The sequence below is a fragment of the Sphingobium sp. TB-6 genome (genome assembly GCF_012927365.1).
Classification (GTDB): domain Bacteria; phylum Pseudomonadota; class Alphaproteobacteria; order Sphingomonadales; family Sphingomonadaceae; genus Sphingobium.
On the sequence record NZ_JABBGL010000011.1, the window covers coordinates 84,122 to 103,978 of the forward strand.

The 19,857-nt window shown below is 64.7% G+C and carries 20 protein-coding genes; 4 read left to right on the forward strand and 16 right to left on the reverse strand.

The window, feature by feature from the left end; translation table 11 throughout:
• Positions 1–33: 33 nt before the first annotated feature.
• Both HHL26_RS15880 and HHL26_RS15885 read right to left on the reverse strand, forming a co-directional pair.
• A complete protein-coding gene (locus HHL26_RS15880; RefSeq protein WP_066560900.1) occupies positions 34–600 on the reverse strand; it encodes an NAD(P)H-dependent oxidoreductase in 567 nt (188 codons plus the stop codon).
• Positions 601–713: 113 nt separating this feature from the next.
• Positions 714–1,598, reverse strand: a complete 885-nt coding sequence (locus HHL26_RS15885; RefSeq protein ID WP_066560902.1) for an aldose 1-epimerase family protein — start codon at positions 1,596–1,598, stop codon at positions 714–716.
• A 98-nt stretch (positions 1,599–1,696) separates the two neighbouring features.
• Between HHL26_RS15885 and HHL26_RS15890 the strand changes: the two genes are divergently transcribed.
• Positions 1,697–2,224, forward strand: coding sequence for a hypothetical protein (locus HHL26_RS15890; RefSeq protein WP_066560916.1), 528 nt, complete (start codon positions 1,697–1,699; stop codon positions 2,222–2,224).
• On the opposite strand, the gene HHL26_RS15895 is transcribed toward HHL26_RS15890, so the two are convergent.
• From HHL26_RS15895 to rpmI, 7 genes are all read right to left on the reverse strand, one after another.
• Positions 2,169–2,885 (reverse strand): DUF4386 domain-containing protein, encoded by a 717-nt coding sequence (locus tag HHL26_RS15895; protein WP_066560919.1) that lies wholly within the window; start codon positions 2,883–2,885, stop codon positions 2,169–2,171. The genes HHL26_RS15890 and HHL26_RS15895 overlap by 56 nt on opposite strands.
• A 694-nt stretch (positions 2,886–3,579) precedes the next feature.
• Complete coding sequence (gene pheT, locus HHL26_RS15905; RefSeq protein WP_087575245.1) at positions 3,580–5,994, reverse strand: phenylalanine--tRNA ligase subunit beta; 2,415 nt, start codon at positions 5,992–5,994, stop codon at positions 3,580–3,582.
• Positions 5,991–7,082, reverse strand: coding sequence for a phenylalanine--tRNA ligase subunit alpha (gene pheS / locus HHL26_RS15910; protein WP_066560926.1), 1,092 nt, complete (start codon positions 7,080–7,082; stop codon positions 5,991–5,993). The genes pheT and pheS overlap by 4 nt, the downstream gene beginning before the upstream one ends.
• Positions 7,083–7,143: 61 nt before the next feature.
• The gene (locus tag HHL26_RS15915; RefSeq protein WP_066560929.1) at positions 7,144–7,470 is read right to left on the reverse strand and encodes a GIY-YIG nuclease family protein; all 327 of its coding nucleotides are present in this window, start codon (positions 7,468–7,470) and stop codon (positions 7,144–7,146) included.
• Positions 7,471–7,512: 42 nt separating this feature from the next.
• Positions 7,513–8,133, reverse strand: coding sequence for a LysE family translocator (locus tag HHL26_RS15920; RefSeq protein WP_169576169.1), 621 nt, complete (start codon positions 8,131–8,133; stop codon positions 7,513–7,515).
• 92 nt (positions 8,134–8,225) lie between these two features.
• Positions 8,226–8,588 carry a 50S ribosomal protein L20 gene (gene rplT, locus HHL26_RS15925; RefSeq protein WP_007689504.1) on the reverse strand — a complete coding sequence of 121 codons (363 nt, stop codon included), beginning with the start codon at positions 8,586–8,588 and terminating at the stop codon, positions 8,226–8,228.
• Between the two features lie 13 nt (positions 8,589–8,601).
• Positions 8,602–8,805, reverse strand: coding sequence for a 50S ribosomal protein L35 (gene rpmI / locus HHL26_RS15930; RefSeq protein WP_007689506.1), 204 nt, complete (start codon positions 8,803–8,805; stop codon positions 8,602–8,604).
• Between the two features lie 157 nt (positions 8,806–8,962).
• Between rpmI and HHL26_RS15935 the strand changes: the two genes are divergently transcribed.
• Together HHL26_RS15935 and HHL26_RS15940 are read left to right on the forward strand one after the other, a co-directional pair.
• On the forward strand, positions 8,963–11,131 hold the full coding sequence (locus HHL26_RS15935; RefSeq protein ID WP_169576170.1) for an AsmA family protein: 2,169 nt from the start codon (positions 8,963–8,965) through the stop codon (positions 11,129–11,131).
• 61 nt (positions 11,132–11,192) lie between these two features.
• Positions 11,193–11,639 carry a VOC family protein gene (locus tag HHL26_RS15940; protein ID WP_066560941.1) on the forward strand — a complete coding sequence of 149 codons (447 nt, stop codon included), beginning with the start codon at positions 11,193–11,195 and terminating at the stop codon, positions 11,637–11,639.
• A 250-nt stretch (positions 11,640–11,889) separates the two neighbouring features.
• On the opposite strand, the gene ssb is transcribed toward HHL26_RS15940, so the two are convergent.
• The 5 genes from ssb to HHL26_RS15965 all read right to left on the reverse strand — a co-directional run bounded on the left by ssb (position 11,890) and on the right by HHL26_RS15965 (position 15,994).
• A complete protein-coding gene (ssb, locus tag HHL26_RS15945) occupies positions 11,890–12,444 on the reverse strand; it encodes a single-stranded DNA-binding protein (RefSeq protein ID WP_066560943.1) in 555 nt (184 codons plus the stop codon).
• 58 nt (positions 12,445–12,502) lie between these two features.
• Positions 12,503–13,054: a hypothetical protein gene (locus HHL26_RS15950; protein WP_082748734.1), complete on the reverse strand. Its 552-nt coding sequence runs from the start codon at positions 13,052–13,054 to the stop codon at positions 12,503–12,505.
• 54 nt (positions 13,055–13,108) lie between these two features.
• On the reverse strand, positions 13,109–14,971 hold the full coding sequence (locus HHL26_RS15955) for a ferrous iron transporter B (RefSeq protein WP_066560949.1): 1,863 nt from the start codon (positions 14,969–14,971) through the stop codon (positions 13,109–13,111).
• Entirely contained in the window at positions 14,968–15,240 is a 273-nt protein-coding gene (locus HHL26_RS15960) for a FeoA family protein (protein ID WP_066562076.1), read from the reverse strand. Before HHL26_RS15960 ends, HHL26_RS15955 begins: the two co-directional genes overlap by 4 nt.
• A gap of 88 nt (positions 15,241–15,328) precedes the next feature.
• Entirely contained in the window at positions 15,329–15,994 is a 666-nt protein-coding gene (locus tag HHL26_RS15965; protein WP_066560952.1) for a COQ9 family protein, read from the reverse strand.
• A 187-nt stretch (positions 15,995–16,181) separates the two neighbouring features.
• On the opposite strand from HHL26_RS15965, the gene HHL26_RS15970 reads away from it, so the two are divergent.
• Entirely contained in the window at positions 16,182–17,267 is a 1,086-nt protein-coding gene (locus HHL26_RS15970) for an alkene reductase (RefSeq protein WP_066562077.1), read from the forward strand.
• A 117-nt stretch (positions 17,268–17,384) separates the two neighbouring features.
• Here HHL26_RS15970 and HHL26_RS15975 read toward each other — a convergent pair whose 3' ends face one another.
• Together HHL26_RS15975 and rpe are read right to left on the reverse strand one after the other, a co-directional pair.
• On the reverse strand, positions 17,385–19,133 hold the full coding sequence (locus tag HHL26_RS15975) for a heparinase II/III family protein (protein ID WP_145907530.1): 1,749 nt from the start codon (positions 19,131–19,133) through the stop codon (positions 17,385–17,387).
• Positions 19,134–19,177: 44 nt separating this feature from the next.
• Positions 19,178–19,840, reverse strand: coding sequence for a ribulose-phosphate 3-epimerase (gene rpe, locus HHL26_RS15980; protein WP_066560958.1), 663 nt, complete (start codon positions 19,838–19,840; stop codon positions 19,178–19,180).
• Positions 19,841–19,857: the final 17 nt, after the last annotated feature.

The following is a 19,857-nucleotide window of genomic DNA, read 5'->3' on the forward strand; positions in this document are numbered from 1 at the left end:
TTGCAGGCCGTCAGGGCTGAATGTCGATTGGCCCTAAGGCTTCTTCACCGCCTCAGCCCAATAGACCAGGCTCCGGGCGAAACTGGCGAAGCCGCGTTCCAGCGCGGCGCCGCTTTCGCCATGGGGGCGGGCTTCGGCGTCCAGCGTATCCCCGATCTGGCCGACGCTGAGGCGCTCGGGGATGACGGTCATGCCCATGGCGTTCAGCGTCACCGTCCAGGCGGCGTGGCTGTTGACGCCGGCATAGCGGCCCATGGAATAGCTGGCGATGCCCGCGGGCCGGCGATCGAATTCCTTGAGGAAATGGTCGGTCAGGTTCTTGAGCCCCGGCTGGACGCCGCGATTATATTCGCCCGCGACGAAGACGAAGGCGTCCGCAGCCTTGAGGCGCTGCGAGAGCGCCGTCATGGCGGCGGGCGCTTCGCCGGGCGGATAGTCGCTGTAGCGCAGGTCGAGCATCGGCAGACCGATCGCCTTTGCGTCGATGAGTTCGGCTTTGTGATCCAGAGCCTGAAAGCCGTTGATCAGATAATCGGCCAGGCGGATGCCGAGGCGGCCCCGCCGATAGGAGCCGTAAAGGACGAGGATATCGAGCGCCATGGGAGACTCCCTTCCCTGAATGGGTGGAGGGAGTGTCTCACTGACGCTCGATGACGTCCAGTGAGTTGAAGTGGATCGTGCTCCTGCGGAGGCAGGATTACGAAATCCCCAATTCAGCGCTCGACCACCGTCACATCCATCCGGAATGCCCGCTCCGTCCCCGGCCTGAGCCGCATGATCCCCTGCTTTTCCCACACATCGCCGGAAAAGCCGACCGGATCGGCCATCCCCGCCCAGGGCTCAACGCAAAGATAATGCGCGCCCGGCCTCTGCCACAGCCCCAGCCAGGGCGTATCGGGAAAGTCGATCTTCAAACCCGTCCGCCCCGGCACGCCCCAAAACAGGCTGCGGCTCTCCAGCCGGTCCCAGATCAACGCGTCCGCCTCGAACATCGCATGGGTCGGCGCGAGCACATTCCCCTCCACCGGGGTCGCCACATTCTCCAGCGCAATCAGCCCCGGCTCCTCGCCCACTTTGCGGATCGGCGCGGGTTCGGCCTTCTCGAACAGCACCCGATGCTCTTCCACCGCGCCGCCATAGGGCAGCGGCCAGGCGAAGGCCGGATGATAGCCGAAGGAAAAGGGCATGTCGGCCTGACCCTCATTCGATATGATGGCGGCCATCCGCAGCGTCCAACCTTCGATCGCAAAGCGCATGTCCATCCGGAAATCGAAGGGATAGACCGCCCGCGTCTCCGCATCCGCCTCCAGCCGGAAGGTCACGGCATCGGCGCTCCGCTCCACCGCCGCAAAATTTCTCAGCCGCGCAAAGCCATGCTGCAGCATCGGGTAGTCCTGCCCCTCGAAACGATAAACGTCGCCTCGCGATCGCCCGACAAAGGGAAAGAGCAACGGCGCATGCCCCGCCCACCAGCGCGGATCGGCATCGGTCATCAACTCGCGCCCTTGGCTGTCCTTGAGCGACCAAAGCTCCGCGCCGAGGGGATGGACGCTGGCGCTCAGGCCGTCTGAACCGATGGTGATGAATTCGTCCGCCATGCGCCAAGAATCTCCCATTGCCACGCCCCCGCATAGCGGCGAAGCAGGCCGGGAACCACGCCCTATCTTAAAGGTTTGAAAGTCAGGGAGAAAAAGGGATGAAATGGATATTCGTGGCTGCGCCGCTGCTTTTTTCGACTGCCGCTCCGGCGCAGGTGCAGGAGAAGAAGGACGACACCCTCAAAAAAGCCGGCAGCATCGCCACGCAACCGGCGCGGGATGTCGGCATCGACAAGGATAAGATTCCCCAAGTCCTGCAAAGGGCGGTCGAAGACCCTTATGGACGCCCAGCATCGCGTAGCTGCAAGAACCTCAAGGCGGCGCTGGACGAACTGAACGCCGTCCTCGGTCCCGACTTCACTGTCGGTCAAAAGGCCAATGAAAACCGCACCGGCAAGATCGCGGAGGCGGTCGGCAAGACGATCGTCAATTCAATCATCCCCTTTCGCGGCCTGGTGCGGGAGATCAGCGGCGCGGCCCCCGCCGAGCGCCGTCTGGAAGCCGCCGTCACCGCCGGCATAGCCCGGCGCGGCTATCTGCGCGGGATTGCGGCCGAAAGGGGTTGCAAGATCATGAGCCCGCCGCCGACTCCGCAGGAAAATGCCGAGGATGCGCCCCGGAAATAAGCAGCCATAGCGCAAATACCGCTTCGGCCAGCAACGCGACGATGTCCGCCTGGATCACCGTCGCATCGGCCAGGTCAGGCGCGATCAGCGCGACCGATCGCACCGCCATCTGGATGAAACCGCCCAGCGCCAGCCCGACGCCGACGGCTTTGGGCAGCCGCCCCGATCGAAAGGCAAGCAAGCCGATCAGCAGCAGATAAAGCCCGATGAAGATGCGTCCGATCCCCTGCACGGCTTGCCCCAGCGCAAGGAAAATCTGCACCAGCGAATGCACTTCCGCCATGCCGATCCCTGGATGCGGCGCGCTGTCGAGCAGGACCGGCGGCGCCATGGTCATGAGGCTGCTCGCGGCCAATGTGGCAATCCCGGTCAGCGACATCAAAGCCGCCACCCGCGCCAGATTGCGCGCAACAGGCGCGAACAGCGCGTAAAGCAGCGCCGTCGCCACGGCCATCCCGCACAACACGACGACATCGGCGGCTTCCCCGATCCGATAGAGCCAGGGATAATCCGCGATATTGCGCGCCGTCTCCCGCCCATTGCCGGGCACGACCAGCGCCGCCCGCGCCACCGCATCGCCAAGGATGCGGGCAGCCATCGCGCCGAGAATGAAGAGTCCGGCGAGCCGCGCTTTTCCGTCAACCCCGGCGAACAGCTTCATGCGCGGCGTGCCTTTCCAGCCCGTTCACCCAAAAGTGAATCGGATCGTTCCTCTGGTCGGTATGGCGCGGCCTTCGCTGTCGATGGCGGGCAAGAGCAAAGCATGCCTTTCGAGAACGGGGCATAGCTGTTCAGTAAAGAACGAAGCTCTGGCCCTATCTTCGACAAGGCAATTGTGCATCCGACCGGCGGTAGTGACAATGAAGCGAATCAGCACGTCCCTACCCTGGAAAGCCGCCAAAGCCGGTCTTTCTTGATATAATGTGTCAAGCCAATTCTCCGGTGAAATTGGCGTTGCTCCTCCGAAACCCAGAGCATCGGCGCTGTCTTTTGCCGCCGGCCCGTTGCTCATCCTCGCCCATCTCACAACGAGAGGGATATCAACGGATTCCGGTTTTCCGTTCGCGTCCAAAGCAGGCGAAAAGGGCCATCTATGTGCAACGAGAGAGCAACTTGGCTTGCGTAATATTTCCGGTCCTTCGTTGGCCATTACTTCGCACCGCACTTGGCCATCCGGCTCAACCCGCACCCGGATCGGAATATCACCGGCAAGCCCGTTTATCAGTGCTTCTGGAGGATAGTCATTCCTCTGAATCCTCACGACCAGCGCGGATGATGAAGCGCTAACCGCTTGGCCCAAGCAGCATATCGCCCAAAACAGCAGCATGCTTTTACACCAAGCCGACCGATTCATATTACCCCCTCAGACTGCCGCCCAGCTTCTCGGCCGCCTTCACCACCGCCGCGCTGATCGCGTCCAGCTCCTCCTGGGAGAAGCTCTTTTCGCCCGGTTGCAGGGTGATTTCGATGGCGAGACTCTTCTTGCCCTCTTCCACGCCTGGGCCCACGAAGACGTCGAACAGCCGCGCATCGACAATGGCTTTCTTGTCCGCGCCCTTGACTGCACGTACCAGCGCATCGGCCTCGACCGCCTGATCGATGACGAAGGCGAAGTCACGCTTCACCGCCTGCAACGCGGGCGGCGCATAGGGCGCGCGCATGAAGCCGCTGTTCCGCTTGGTCGGGATCGCATCGAGGAAGATCTCACCCGCGACCACCGTGCCGGTCAGCCCGAACTGCTTGGCGAGGCTGGGATGCAGCACCCCGAACTCGGCCAGCACGACCTTCGGCCCCAACCGCAGCGTGCCCGACTGGCCCGGATGATAGGCGGCCGAAGCTTCAACAAAGCTCTGCAAATTCGCCACCGGCGCACCGGCAGCAGCCAGCAGCGCGATCACCTCGCTCTTGGCATCGAAGGCGGAGAAGGCCTGCGCCTTGCCCGTCTGCCAGCCCCGCGCAACCTTCTCGCCCGCCAGCACGAAACCGACCGTGGCCCGCTCCTTGTCGGCGAAATAGCGCCGTCCCAGCTCGAACAGCCGCACCGCAGCCGCGCCGCGATCCATGTTCCGCCGCGTGGCCGACAGCAGGCCCGGCAGCAGGGAGGGGCGCATCACCTTCAGATCTTCGGAAATGGGATTGGCGAGCGTCCAGTCGCCGCCACCGACCGAGGCCGCTTCCTTCTCCGAAATGAAGGACCAGTTGATCGCCTCGGCCAGACCCCGCGCCGCCGCCGTCCGGCGCACGCGCCGCTCGACATTCTGCTCGGGTGTGGCGGTCGGCTTGGCGACACCGGGCATGCGGGGCAGGGGGGTGGAGGGCACCTGATCCAGCCCGACGATGCGCACCACTTCCTCGACAATGTCGGGCCAGCCGTCGACGTCCCGCCGCCAGCTCGGTACGCTGACGGTCCAGTTGGCCGGCGTCGTCACCGGCATGCCGTCCTGATATTCGAAGGTGGAATCATTGCCCTGAATGCCGAAGCCAAGGCTTTCAAGGATGCGCTTCTGCTCGCCCTCGGACACATCGACGCCCGCCAGCGCCAGGCATTGTGACGGCTCGTAGGTCACGGTCTTGTTCGCCACGGGCGGCGAACCCGCCCGCGTCGCCTCGCTGGCCGTGCCGCCGCAAAGCTTGACCACCAGATCGGTCGCGATCGACAGGCCGTCATCGAGGAAGGCGGGATCCACCCCGCGCTCGAACCGCCCGCGGGCGTCTGAGGTCAGCGCCAGTTTCTGCCCCGTCACTGCGATCCGCTCCGGCGTGAAATAGGCGCATTCGATCAGCACGTCGGTCGTGCCGTCCTGCGCGCCCGAATGCTCGCCGCCCATGATGCCGCCAATGTCATGCACGGCCTCATCGTCGGCGATGACGGTCATCGTCTCATCGACGGTGTAGCTCTTGCCGTTGAGCGCCAGTATCTCTTCGCCGGCCTTGCCCTTGCGCGCCACGAGCGGACCTTTCAGCGTCGCCATGTCATAGACATGCAGCGGCCGCCCAAGGTCGATCATGATATAGTTGGTGATGTCGACCAGCGCGCTGATCGGCTTCTGCCCGATGGCCTTCAGCCGCTTCGCCATCCATTCGGGCGACGCGCCATTGGTCACGCCGCGAACGGTCCGCGCGAAGAAAGCCGGGCAGCCCTCTTCATCCTCGACCCGTACATCCGGCCCCGGCCCAACGCCCTCGACGGTCGGCACGACAATGGCGTTCAGCGTGCCGAGGCCCGCCGCCGCCAGATCGCGCGCAATGCCGCGCACGCCCATGCAGTCCTGCCTGTTGGGCGTGATCGACACATCGATCACTGGATCGTCCAGCCCAGCCCATTGCGCATAGACTTGCCCGACCGGCGCATCCGGGTTCAGCTCGATGATCCCGTCATGATCCTCGCCCAGTTCCAGCTCCCGGAACGAGCACATCATGCCGTTGGACTCGACCCCGCGAATGGCGGTCTTTTTCAGCACCATGCCGTTGACCGGCACCACCGCGCCCTCGGTCCCGAACACGCCGACCAGACCGGCACGCGCATTGGGTGCGCCGCACACGACCTGCAACGCGCCGTCGCCCGCGTCCACGGTCAGCACCTGCAACTTGTCCGCCTGCGGATGCGGATCGGCGGTCAGCACTCGGGCGATCCGGAAGGGGGCCAGCTTCTCCGCCGGATTTTCGACACCCTCGACCTCAAGCCCGATGTTCGTCAGACCTTTAAGGATCGTCGGCAGGTCGGCATCGGTCTTGAGATGCGTCTTGAGCCAGCTCAGCGTGAACTTCATGCGCCCACTCCTCCGCTGAGCGTCGGAACATCCAGCGCGGAGAAGCCATAATGTTTCAGCCAGCGCAGATCGCCGTCGAAGAAAGCGCGCAAGTCGTTCATCCCATATTTCAGCATCGCCAGCCGGTCGACGCCGGTGCCGAAGGCAAAGCCCTGCCATTCATCCGGGTCCAGTCCGCACGCCTCGATCACGCGGCGGTTGACCATGCCGCTGCCCAGCACTTCCAGCCAGCCGCCACCCGGCGCATCGCCGTCGCCGCCGATCACCCGCTGGCCGTTGGTCAGCGTATAGCCCACGTCCACTTCGACCGAAGGCTCGGTGAAGGGGAAATAGCTCGGCCGCAGCCGCAGCACGATATCGTCGCGCTCGAAGAAAGCCTTCAAGAAGGTTTCCAGCGTCCACTTCAGATGACCGAGCGTGATCCCCTTGTCGATCACCAGCCCCTCGATCTGATGGAACATCGGCGTATGCGTCGCGTCCGAGTCCGAGCGATAGACCCGGCCCGGCGCAATGATACGGATCGGGGGCTCCCCGTTCATCATCGTGCGGATCTGCACCGGGGAGGTGTGGGTGCGCAGCAGCATCTTTTTCCCGTCCTCAGCGTCGGGGAAATAGAAGGTGTCATGCATCGCCCGCGCCGGATGCGTCTCCGGGATGTTGAGCGCGGTGAAATTATGCCAGTCGTCCTCAATCTCCGGCCCGGTCGCCACGGAGAACCCCAGGTCCGCGAAAATCTCCGCCAGTTCGTCCATCACCTGGCTGACGGGATGAACCGACCCCTGCGCACCCAGCTCAGCAGGCAGCGTCATGTCGATCTTCTCGGCGGCCAGCTTCGCATCAAGCGCCGCTTGCTCCAGCGCCGCCTTCTTCTCCGTCAGCGCCGCTGTCACGCTCTCGCGCAAGTCCTGTATCGGCGGGCCTTTCTCCAGCCTCTCTTCCGGACTCATCGGCCCAAGGGTCTTGAGCAGCCCCGTCACCACTCCATTCTTGCCCATGGCGCCCACACGCAGCGCTTCCAGCGCCTCCAGCGTGTCCGCAGCCTCGATGTCGGCGATCAGGCCGGCTTTCAGATTGGCAATCTCACTCATCTTAAAGTCGTTCCCGCGAAGGCGGGAACCCATCTCCCGCACTATCCAAATTCCAAGGCGCTCAATCGATGCGCCGACTCTCCAAAGCCTCAAAACCCAAATCGAGAGCGAAATCACGCCATTCGGGATTATCCCGCTCGATCAGGTCGATCTTCCACTGCGTGTTCCACTTCTTGATCTGCTTCTCGCGCCGGATCGCCTCTTCCATCGAACCGCCGCTCTCGAACCAGACCAGCCGGTGCACGCCGTAGTCTTTTGTGAAGCCATCAATCAAGCCGGAACGATGCTGATGCAGCCGTTGAATGAGGTTTGAAGTGGCTCCGATGTACAGCGTGCCATTCTTATGACTGGCCAAAATGTAGACTGTCGGATCGAAGTCGCGTTGCATGGCCAGTCCGGAGATGGATTCCCGCCTTCGCGGGAATGACGATTAAGCCCGCGCGCCCAGCAGCGCCCCACCGAAACCGATGAACATCAGCCCCGTCCCTCGGTTGAACAGCCGCTGCCGGTTCGCGGGCGTCAGCCAGCGGGCGAGCTTCACCCCGCCCAGCGCATAGACGCACTGCCAGCCGAACTCGATCGCGACGAAGCTCATCACCAATATCGCCAACTGCACCGCAAAGGGCCGGTCCGTATCGATGAACTGCGGAAACAGCGCGGCGGCGAAGATGATGAGCTTGGGGTTGGACAATCCCGTCAACAGCCCGGTCCCATAGAGCGCCCGCAGCGACCGCGCCCGCGTGGCGCCGATCTCGCCCGCTTCGCCCACCGGCGCACACCAAGCCTTGACGCCCAGCCAGAGCAGATAGGCGACCCCCGCATAGCGCAGCCCGTCGAACAGTCGAGGCGAGGCCTTCAGCAACGCTCCCAACCCCAGCGCCGAAGCGATCAGGCAGAGCAGGATCGCGCTCATCAGCCCCGCCATGGTGGCGATGGCCCGTCGCGGCCCATGGTGAATGCTCTGCGTCATCACATGCAGCATGTTCGGTGCCGGCGTGGCCGAGATCAGGAAAACCGCCGTGACGTACAACCACCAGACATGCAACGACATGGGATCAAGCCTCCGAAAAAGGCAGAAACGAAAAAGGGCGCCGAAGGCATCTGCCCCGGCGCCCCTTTGGACGATCTTGCGACCGATCCGGCTCAGGCTGCGGGCAGCGCAGCCTTCGCCTGGGCGATGATGGCGCTAAACGCCTCGCCTTCGTGCATCGCAATGTCGGCCAGAACCTTGCGGTCCAGCTCCACACCGGCCAGCTTCAGGCCGTGCATGAACTGCGAATAGGTCAGGCCTTCAGCGCGGACGCCAGCGTTGATGCGCTGGATCCACAGGCCACGGAAGGTCCGCTTCTTGACCTTGCGGTCGCGATAAGCGTACTGGCCGGCCTTTTCGACGGCCTGGCGAGCGATACGGATCGTGTTCTTGCGACGGCCATAATAGCCCTTCGCCTGATCCAGAATCCTCTTATGCTTCGCCTTGGTGGTCGTACCACGTTTTACGCGTGCCATGTGCCTCTACTCCTTACTTCAGGCCGTAGGGCGCCCAGAGGCGCACATGTGCCACGTCGGCGTCGGACATGACCGAGGTGCCGCGGTTCTGGCGGATATACTTGGCGTTGTGGCTGATCAGGCGGTGACGCTTGCCAGCGACGCCGTGCTTGACCTTGCCGGAAGCGGTGAACTTGAAGCGCTTCTTCACACCGCTCTTGGTCTTGAGCTTGGGCATTTTCGTCTCCTTCTTCAGCGCGACGATTACGGACAGCCACGGCAGCCCTAGTTAGCCGGGCGGTCCTTCCGAATATCGCGAAGGGCGGCCCATAGTCGGAAGATCGCGCCAAAGCAAGCGATTCGGACCCAAAAGCGCTGCCCGGCGTTGAACCGCCATGGCCGACGCCGATCCCCTCCGGCCGGACATGCCGGCGAACGAGGTGCCGCGCCCCGGCGGCGCGCGCTATCACCTGTACCGTGCCCGGGAACATTGGCGCAAAATCCCGCTGCCCTTCCGCGTCCTGCTCTGGATCGTCGGCATCATCTTCGCGCTGTGGCTGATCCTGTTCGTCACCAAGGGCCGCTTCCTCAAACACCCCTTCGAGCGCTTCCTGACCAGCCGCCTCGAACGCCCCGTCAAGGTCGGCGGCGACTTCCAGCTCTATTTCGATCCCGTCACCATCAAGTTCCGCGCCGAAAAGATGACGGTCGCGAACACTCAATGGGCAAGCCGCCCCGATTTCTTCCGCGCCGACCTGATCGACAGCCGAATCGCGCCTTTAAGCCTCCTCTTCGGAGACAAATATCGCGTCGGCTGGCTCGAACTGCGCAATGCGGCGGCCGACCTCGAATGGTCCCGCGACGGCAAGAGCAATACATGGACTTTCGGCGACCCCAACAGGAAGGGCGAGCCGCTCAACCTTCCCCTGATCCGCCGCGCACTGCTGGCGGGTACGACGCTGCGCTATCGCGATCCCCGGATGCAGCTCGCCACCGATATCGGCTTCGAAACGGTGAAGGCGCAGGACAGCCGCTTTGCCAGCGACGTGCGTTTTTCGGGCACCGGCACGATGCGGCAGCGACCCTTCACCCTGCGCGGCGGCCTGCTCTCGCCCAATGAAACGGTGATGGGCGGCAAAAACAGCTTAGCCCTTCATGCCGAGGCTGGCGCCACCATTCTCGAAGTCAGCGGCACCCTCCCCGGCGCGACCGAGATCAAGGGCGCCGATCTGCGCCTCATCACCCACGGTCCCAATCTCGCCCGGCTGTTCGACTTCCTGGGCGTCGCCATTCCCGAGACCCGGGATTACCGCCTGACCTCCGCACTCACCAGGCAAGGCGGCGAATGGCGATTCACGCACCTCAAGGGCCGCTTTGGCGATAGCGACCTCGCCGGGCGGCTGACCGTCTCGCTCCCCAATAACCGCTTGCTGCTGAAGGCTGCCCTGACGACCCAGACGCTCGACATCCTCGATATCGGTCCCTTCATCGGCTACGACCCGCAGAAGCTGGAGGCCCAGGGCGCGGACGGCGCGATCAGCACCGTGGGCGGCACGCCGCGCATCCTGCCTGACGCGCCGCTTCGGGTTGAAGCGCTGCGCAATTTCGACGCCCGGCTCCAATATGACGTTCGCCGCATCCGCGCGGAACATGTGCCGATCTCCAATATCGGTCTCACTTTGGCGCTCGATCACAGCCTGCTGAAGCTGTCGCCGCTGACCTTCGACATGTCCGGCGGCCATCTGAGTTCCGATATTTCCATCAATGCGCGCGGCCAGCCGGTGCGCACCACCTACGACATCCGCCTGTCTCCCACGCCCATGGGCAAGCTGCTCGCCCGCTGGGGCGTCGAGGAATCCGGCACCACCGGCATGATCAAGGCCCGTGTCCAGATGACCGGCCTGGGCGACACGCTGCACGATTCGCTCAGCACATCCGACGGGCGCATCGCCGTCATCCTGCCCGCCGGATCGATGTGGACCCGCAACATCCAGCTTTCCGAGCTCGATATCGGCACCTTCATCACCAAGATGTTCTCGGGCAAACTCAAGAAGCCGGTCCAGATCAATTGCGGCCTCATCGCCTTCACCGTTCGCAACGGCGTGGCGGCGGCGGACCCGATCATCATCGACACCGAAAAAAATGTGCTGCTGGGCCGAGGCGGCTTTTCCTTCCGCAATGAAAGCCTCGACCTCTCCTTCCGCGCCGACGGCAAGAAGTTCAGCCTCTTCTCCGGCCAGTCCCCGGTCAGCCTCGACGGCACTTTCGTCAAACCCCATATCGACGTCATCAGCCCCGAGCTGATCGCGCGCGGCGGCGCGGCAGCGGCGCTGGGCGTCGCCGCCAGCCCACTCGCTGCCGTTCTCGCCTTTGTCGACATAGGCGACGCGAAGAGCGCGGCCTGCGGTCCGGTCCTTGCCGGTGCGACCGCTACCGCCCAACGCACCAAGGGCGGCAAGCCCCGCGACGATGTCGGCCACGGCACCACGGCCAAGGACGAAGCCGGCAAGGGCAGCCAAAAAGAGAAAAAGAGTCAGGAGAAGAAATTCCTGGGCATCTTCTGATCCGCCTGCAAAGCGCCTATCCTGCGCCGGTCCGACGCTTTTTGAAGAGGGGAAGCCGCACATGACAGAAGCACAAAGCCCCACGGCCATACGTCCCACAGCAGGCGTCGTCCCGCACCTGACCATCGGCAATGACAAGGCGGCCGAAGCCATCGCCTTCTATTCCCGCGCTTTTGGCGCCGCCGAACTGATGCGCCATGTCGCGGAGGGTCGCCAGCGCATCATGCACGCGCATTTGCGCATCAATGGCGGTTCGTTGATGCTGAACGACCATTTCCCTGAAATGAGTGGCGGCACCCCGGCCGAGGCGCCCAGGGGCGTCACTCTACATCTGGCGGTCGACGATGCCGACGCCTGGTGGAAACGCGCGATCGAAGCGGGGGCGGGCGTCCGTTTCCCGATCGAAAACCAATTCTGGGGCGAGCGTTATGGCCAACTGACCGATCCCTATGGCCATGTCTGGTCGATCGGCGGTCCGATCAAGCGGTCCGATCAAGGTGCGTCGTGATGAGCGTTCGCGCCGGGTTTTGAAATATATTCGCTTCAGCGTGGATTACTGTGATCGCCCCCTCCCGGTTCGCGGGAACGCCATATTAGCCAATGGCCGGTTGCCGCCACTAAACGATCACTGCTCCTGCGAGGGCAGGAGCATGGCGCACTAGAATCGACATCAATGTGCGCCCTCCACCCTTAACCGCCAAAGAAAAACGCCCCGGCCGGAAGGTCGGAGCGCGTCTCTCTATCCAAGGTAAAAGCCGTCAGAACGGTACTTCGTCATCCAGGTCATTGTCGAAATTCGGCCCGCCCGCGCTGCCGCGACCGCCACCCGAGGAGCGGCCGGAACCGCTGCCAGAGCCGCCGCCGCCGAAATCATCATAATCACCGCCGCCAAAACCGCTCGATCCGCCGCTCCAGTCGCTGCCGCCCTGCGAGCGGCCACCACCGCCGAAGCCGCCGCCCGGTGCGCCGTCCAGCATGGTCAACACCGCGCCCGGCCCTTGCAGCACGACTTCGGTCGTGTAGCGGTCATTGCCCGACTGGTCCTGCCATTTGCGGGTGCGCAACTGGCCCTCCAGATACACCTTGCTGCCCTTGCGCAGGAAGCGTTCGGCAACGCCAGCCAGGCCTTCGGAGAAGATCGAGACGCTATGCCATTCGGTGCGCTCCTTGCGCTCGCCCGAATTGCGGTCCTTCCAGCTTTCGGAGGTCGCGATCCGCAGGTTGCACACCTTGCCGCCATTCTGAAAGCTCTTCACTTCCGGGTCCGCGCCCAGATTGCCCACCAGAATGACCTTGTTGACCGAACCCGCCATGTTTCCTCCGAAGCGTTAGCAGGCTCTTATAGCGGGCTGTTTCCGGAATGGAACCGGCTCAATGCGCCATCGCGCCAAGGGCCAGGCCTCCCGCGAGCAGCGCCAGCCAGGCAGCCGCGATCCGGGGAAGCCAGCGCACGCGGCCGATTCCGGCGCCGAGTCCCGCCCAAAGCAGGGCTGCGGCAATCACGGACAGAGCCAGGATCAGCAGATCGGACGCGAAGGCAGGGCGGGTTGCGGCGGGGAGGAGAACAAGGCCGATGATCAGCCCCTTGGGGTTGAGCAGGGTCGTGACGAACAGCTGCCGGGCGGTGATGTCGGCGGTTCCGCCGGTTGGCATGGCGGCGCGCCAGAGCTTGAGCGCCAGATGCAGAACCCAGATGGCGGCGCCGAGCTTGATCGCCTGCGAGAGCCAGCTTGCGATGCCATCCTTGCCCAGCATGGCGAGCGGGATCACCACGATCAAATAGGCGCCGAGTTCCGCAGGGATCAGCGATGCCGCGCGGCGCAGACCCTTCTGCCCGCCCACCAGCGCCATCAGGCTGTTGGTGGGACCGGGGGTCAGCAGCAAGGCCCAGAGGGCGAATGTGAAGAGAAGGGGGCTGGCCATGACCGGCGGGCTAGGCTTTTTTGGTTCGCCTCGCCTTGACCGGGCGCAAAATTCTCAACCCAGCCCGATGGCGGTCGCGGTCCAATAAGTGAGGCCCGCCGCGACATAGGCCAGCACGAACAGATAGCCGATCATGAACAGCGGCCATTTCCAGCCATTGGTTTCCCGCTTCGTCACGGCGATGGTCGAGATGCATTGCGGCGCGAACACGAACCAGGCGAGGAAGGCGAGTGCGGTCGGCAGCGGCCACTTATCCTTCAGCCGGTCGCCCAGGCTGCGTTCCAACTTCGCCTCATCCTCGTCCGCGTCGAGCGAATAGACGGTGGCGAGGGCTGAAACGGCGACTTCTCGCGCCGCCATGGCGGGGATCAGGGCCAGCGAAATGTCGCGGTTGAAGCCGATCGGCTCCAGCACGAGGTTGAGGCCGTTGGCGACGCGGCCCGCAATCGAATAATTGACCTGGCTGACGCCGCTATTCTCCGGCGCCTTGGGGAAGCTGAGCAACACCCAGAGGATCACGGTCGAGGTGAAGATGATCGTGCCCGCGCGCTTGAGGAAAATCACCGCGCGCTGCCACAGGCCGAGCAATATGTCCTGCGACCGGGGCCATTGATATTTGGGCATCTCCATCAGGAAACCGCCGCTGGCGCCCTTGGTGACGGTCCGGCGCAGGACCAGCGCGGCCAGCATCGCGCCGACGATGCCGGAAATATAGAGGAAGAAGAGGACCAGCCCTTGCAGGCCGATGCCGAGCGCCACGGTGCGCGCCGGGATGAAGGCGCCGATGATCACCGCATAGACCGGCAGCCGCGCCGAGCAGGTCATCAGCGGCGCGATCAATATGGTGGTCAGCCGATCCTTCGGGTCCGCGATGGTGCGGGTCGCCATGATCCCCGGCACCGCGCAGGCGAAGGAGGAGAGCAGCGGGATGAAGGCGCGGCCCGAAAGGCCGACCTTCGCCATGATGCCATCCATCAGGAAGGCGGCGCGGACCATATAGCCGGTCGCCTCCAGCATCAGGATGAAGAAGAAGAGGATCAGGATCTGCGGCAGGAACACGATGACCGATCCGACGCCGTTCAGCACGCCGTCGACCAGGAAGGAGCGCAGCAGTCCGCCGGGCAGTGCCGCCATCACGGCATCGCTGGCGCTGGCGACAAAGCCCTCGATCATGGCGATCGGTGCTTCGGACCAGGCGTAAACCGCCTGGAACATGATGAAGAGCAGGGCGAGCAGCAGGATCAGCCCCGCTACCGGATGGAGCGCCACCCGGTCGACCGCGGCGGTCAGGCGGCGGGAGGGGGTTTCACGCACGATGGCGGCGCGGGCGATGCGGCGCGCTTCCTGGCGCAGGCCGTCGAAATCGCGTTGTTCGCCTGAAGCGCGGACCCTGCCTACGCTGCCGTCGAGCATCGATTCCAGTTCTGTACGCAGATGGTCCAAGCCACGCTTGCGGACCGCGACGGTGGAGATCACCGGCACGCCCAGCTCGCGGGAGAGGATATTGGCGTCCAGCTCCAGCCCGTCACGGGTGGCGAGGTCGACCATGTTGAGCGCCACGATGGTCGGCAGGCCGAGTCCGATCAGTTCCAGCGCGAAGCGGAGATGATTGTCGAGATTGGAGGCGTCGACCACCACCACCAGTGCATCGGGCAGGCGTTCGCCCGCCTGCTTGCCCAATATGACGTCCCGCGTCACCTGTTCGTCGGGGCTGGTGGGGTTGAGGCTGTAGGTGCCGGGCAGGTCGACCAGTTCGATCGGGCGGCCATCGGACAGGGAAAAGCGGCCCGCCTTGCGCTCCACGGTGACGCCGGGATAATTGCCCAGCTTCTGGCGGGCGCCGGTCAGCGCGTTGAACAGGGCGCTCTTGCCAGCGTTGGGATTGCCGACCAGCGCGATCAGCGGCAGGCCGGTCATGCGCCTTTTTCCGTCGCGATGTCGTCCTGCGGCCCGGTGCGGACCGTGATGGCGGCGGCATGGTTGCGGCGCATGGCGATGGTCATGCGGCCGACCTTGCAGGCGATGGGGCCACGGCCCAGCAGGCCGCCATGGTGCAGCGCCTCCACGCTGGCGCCTTCGCACAGGCCGAATTCCCGCAATCTCTGCCCGTCGGATGCGGACAAGGCTTTCCAGTCGATCAGGTCCACATAAGCGGGTTGGCGCAACGGCAGTTCGGTCAGGCGCAAGGGTAAGGCACTCGTCATTTACTTCTGCGAGTGACTATCAATACCGATTGGAAAAGGCCAGCGCGAATCGGCGCGGCGGCGCGGCAGATTATATGGCGGGGTAACGCAGCCGCCCGATGAAGCGGGCGAAGCTCAGCCGTTCGCCGCCGCCTATGCCCTTCCACTGGGCCTTGGCGCGCTCGAACCGCATCACGCCCTCGATCCGCCGGGCCAGAAAAGCGCGGGTTTCCGTCCAATCCTCGCTCTCGTCATCGACGAAGACCAGCAGGGTCGCGGCATAAACGCCCGCCAGCGTCAGGCGCTTCGTATAGTGGTTGAGGTCGGTCGACTCGTCGCCTGCGGCGCGCCACATGCCGTCGGCGGCGCGCCAGCCGAGCTTGGCGGCGCGGGCGGCGTTGCGCGGCATGGCCAGGGTCGCCTGGGCCCGGCGCAGCGCTTCCCGGTCGCGCGCGAGCAGGGTGAGGCGGGTTTCGACAAGCGCGATGATGCGCTGGCGAATCGAGAGCGCGGCCAGCTTTTCCGGCGGCAGCGCTGCCAGCATCCGCGTGTCGATGCTTTCGAACCACGCATCGATCATGTCCATCGCGCCGTCGGGGAAGGCCAGCGCGGCGATATCGGCATCGATGCCGCATTGCTCCGCCGCCATCGTCACGGCCTCCGGACGCCAGCCGTCGAAGGCGGCGTGACGGGGCAGGATCGGGGCAAGCGCGGCGCGGACTTCGTCCAGCGTCATGTCCTGGTGCGTCGGGGTCATGACAGGCTATTAAGCCCGGCCGGGCAGGCGCACAAGCACCCGCGCCGATTAGCCGGAATCAGCGCGGGGAAAGCAAATCTTGCCCATCTTCTGCGGGAAGAGGGGTTGAAGCGGCCATGGCGGCTTCCTAGTTGGCTTTGGCAGGCACATCCCGTTGCAATCTGCAACTTTGAAGAGGGAATATTTCATGGCCAATCTGTTCGAACCGGTGCAGCTCGGCGCGATCCATGCGCCCAACCGCATGCTGATGGCGCCGTTGACCCGCGGCCGCGCAACCCGCGACCATGTGCCGACGCCGATCATGGCGGACTATTATCGCCAGCGCGCTTCGGCGGGCCTGATCATCAGCGAGGCGACGGGCATTTCCCGGCAGGGGCTGGGCTGGCCCTATGCGCCGGGGCTTTGGTCGGATGAACAGGCGGCGGCGTGGCAGCCGGTGACGGCGGCCGTGCATGAGGCGGGCGGACGGATCGTCGCGCAGCTCTGGCATATGGGCCGGGTGGTGCACAGCAGCGTGACCGGCGAACAGCCGGTGTCGGCCAGCGCCACCACCGGGCCTGGCGATGCCCACACCTATGCGGGCAAGCAGCCCTATGAACCGGCGCGGTCGTTGGCCATCGAGGAAATTCCGGGCGTGATCGCGGACTATGTCCATGCCGCGCGTAACGCCATTGCAGCGGGTTTCGACGGCGTGCAGATCCATGCCGCGAACGGCTATCTGATCGACCAGTTCCTGCGCGACGGCAGCAACCATCGGGACGATAGTTACGGTGGATCGATCGAGAACCGCGTACGCCTGCTGCGGGAGGTGACGCAGGCGGTGGCCGATGCCATAGGCGCCGATCGCGTTTCGGTACGCCTGTCGCCCAATGGGGACTCGCAGGGCGTCGACGACAGCAATCCTTCCGCGCTGTTCGCGGCGGCGGCGGAGGTATTGCAGCAGATCGGCATCGCCTTCCTCGAATTGCGCGAACCGGGACCGGACGGCACCTTCGGCCGGACCGACGTGCCGCGTCAGTCGCCTGTCATCCGCCGGCATTTTTCCGGGCCGCTGATCCTGAACAGCGACTATGACCTGGAACGGGCGCAGCAGGATCTGGACAGCGGTTTGGCGGATGGGGTGAGTTTTGGCCGCGCCTTCCTGGCCAATCCGGACCTGCCGAAGCGTCTGCAGATCGACGCGCCGCTCAACAGCCCGAACATGGCGACGCTCTATAGCCAGGGTGCCGAGGGCTATGTCGATTATCCGGCGTTGGAGGAAGCGGCCGCCTGAGGCGTGGTCTGGGCAGGGCGAACATTCATTCCGTTTGAGTGCACCCTGCTCCTGCATTCGCAGGAGCAGATAAAATGCTTCGGCTGAATATTCACCCCAAACAGCCCTTCTGGCCGGTCAGCCCACCTTCTTGAAAAGCCAGCCTATGGAGGAGCCGCCGGGAAGCGCTTCGCTGGTGACCACCAACTGCCGCGTGCCGTGGGGACGGCCTTCGGCATCGGTCCAGAGGCTTTCCTCGATCGCCAGTTTTCCGGCATTGGCGCGGAATTGCCAGGTGGCGCCCGTGTCGATGCGCAGCAGCGCGCCCATGCCGTCGGCGGTGGACGTGGGTTCGACGCCCGGCGCCAGATGGAAACGGAGCTGGACCGGCAGCTTCACCGGCTTCCGCCTGCGGGCGGCGGGGGTCAGCATGTCCTCGCCCCGGACCTCCTTGCCGTCGCTGCTCATCATCAGCAGGCGGCGGTGGACATAGCCCATGCGGCGGACATAGCCGTCATGGGAAAGATCGAGGCGGCTGCCGCTTTCGCTTTCCTGACGGTTGATCTCGACCTCGGTCACGCCCTTGCCCAGCGTGCCGTCGGGCAACAGGGCAGTGGAATTGCTGTCATCGAGCACCAAAGTGCTGTGCGCGGCGGTGGTGCGCAGACCCTGCGCCAGATCGCGGCCGATCCATGCGCCTACCTGCGCGGCGCCGCCGCAATTGATGACGAGCCGCTGCGGGCCGTCGCTGATCTCGATCGCGCCGGTGGAGGCGCAGCCCGCGTCGGCCAATTGCGCGACCGGCGGCGGGGCGGCGTCGATCTGGACCACTGTGCCGCCGGCGGCAAGGCGCTGATAGCCCCACCCATTGGCCTGCCGCAGCGGACGGGCGCGCACGCGGCTGGCGCGGATCACGGCTTCGATGGTGGCGGGATCGATCGCGCCCGCGCCCTGCCAGTTGCCCAGACCCCCGTCGCCATGGGTGAGGCCGAGCAAAGCCGGAACCGCCTTGCCGAGCGCGTCCTTCAGGAAGGCCGGCGCCTGTTCGCGGCGCACCTCATAGACTGCGGCGACCATGGTCAGCAGCATGATCGTTTCCAACTGGTCGAGCGGGGAACGGGAGATGATGCCGCCATCGGTGTGAAGGCCGCTGTCGAGCGCGCGCTTCAGGCCCGCTTCCCCGAACAGCTTGCGCGCTGCGCCGCCGGGCAGCAGCATCGACGCCGCGACGATGCCGCCCCAGGCGACAAGGCGAGGCAGGCCGATATGCGCCTTGTCAGCGCCGCGATCGAGATGGCGGGCGGTGCGAGCGATGCAGTTCAGCACCAGCGAGCGGTAGACGAGGTCGCTGGACGACAGGATGAGCGGCGCATGGGCCGACCAGAAGAGCAGGCGCCACCCCGCATTGTCGGCGCGCCAGGCGGGTTCGCTGGGCGTCTCTGCATGGGCGTCGAGCCATTTGCGCATCACGCCTTCGGCCAGTGGCGCGGCCTGTTCGCGGGTGGCGACGGTGGCGAGATCGCGCAGCCAGTGAAAGCCGTGCAGATAATCGGTGAAGCCGGGCGACATACCGGAATTTTGGCCCGGATTGGCGAAATCCAATTTGCCCAAGGGCTGTTTCAGACCCCGGAACAGGAAATAGCCGGCCCGGATCGCCTGGCCCGCATGGGCGTTGCCGGGGATTTCGTCATCGGGAACGGCGAGCAGCTTGAGCGGATATTTGCCCTTCAAGCGGCGGCCGTGGATCGGCGTCTTCCAACTGAGCAGGTAGAAGCGGTTGGCGACGCGCTGGGCCAGCGAAAGCCCCTTGTCATCCGCGATGCGGATGAGCCGCTTGCCCTGTTCGATTCCGTCTTCCGGCCGGTCGGTTTCGGCCGCATTCCCCAAAGAATGAGGCGGGACGGATTGAGGGGAAAGGCGGCGGCGGTCGCTCACCCGCCGCGCAGAGTCCGGATATTGCCGGCGTAGGCGGACGCCCCACCCCGGAAGGTCGCGGTGCCCGCCACCAGCACGTCGGCGCCCGCTTCGATGGCAAGGGGCGCGGTGGTGAAGTCGATGCCGCCATCGACTTGCAGGCGGATGTCGCGGCCCGATTTCTCGATCATCTTGCGGATCGCCTCGATCTTGCGAAGCTGGTTGGTGATGAAGCTCTGGCCTCCGAAACCGGGGTTGACGCTCATCACCAGGATCAGGTCGACGTCGTCGATGAGGTAATCCAGCATCTTGGCCGGGGTGCCGGGGTTCAGCACCACGCCCGCCTGCACGCCCAGCGACTTGATATGCTGGACTGAGCGGTGGATGTGCGGCCCGGCTTCCGGATGGACGGTCAATATGTCAGCGCCCGCCTCGGCAAAGGCGTTCAGATATTGGTCCACCGGGGAGATCATCAGGTGGACATCGAACGGCTTCTTCGTGTGCGGGCGCAGCGCCTTCACCACGCCGGGGCCGATGGTGATGTTAGGCACGAAATGGCCGTCCATCACATCGATGTGAATCCAGTCGGCGCCGGCTTCGTCGATGGCGCGGACCTCCTCGCCCAGGCGGGCGAAATCGGCGGACAGGATGGAGGGCGAGATCAGGATGGGGCTGGTCATTTGACCTTCGGCCTTAG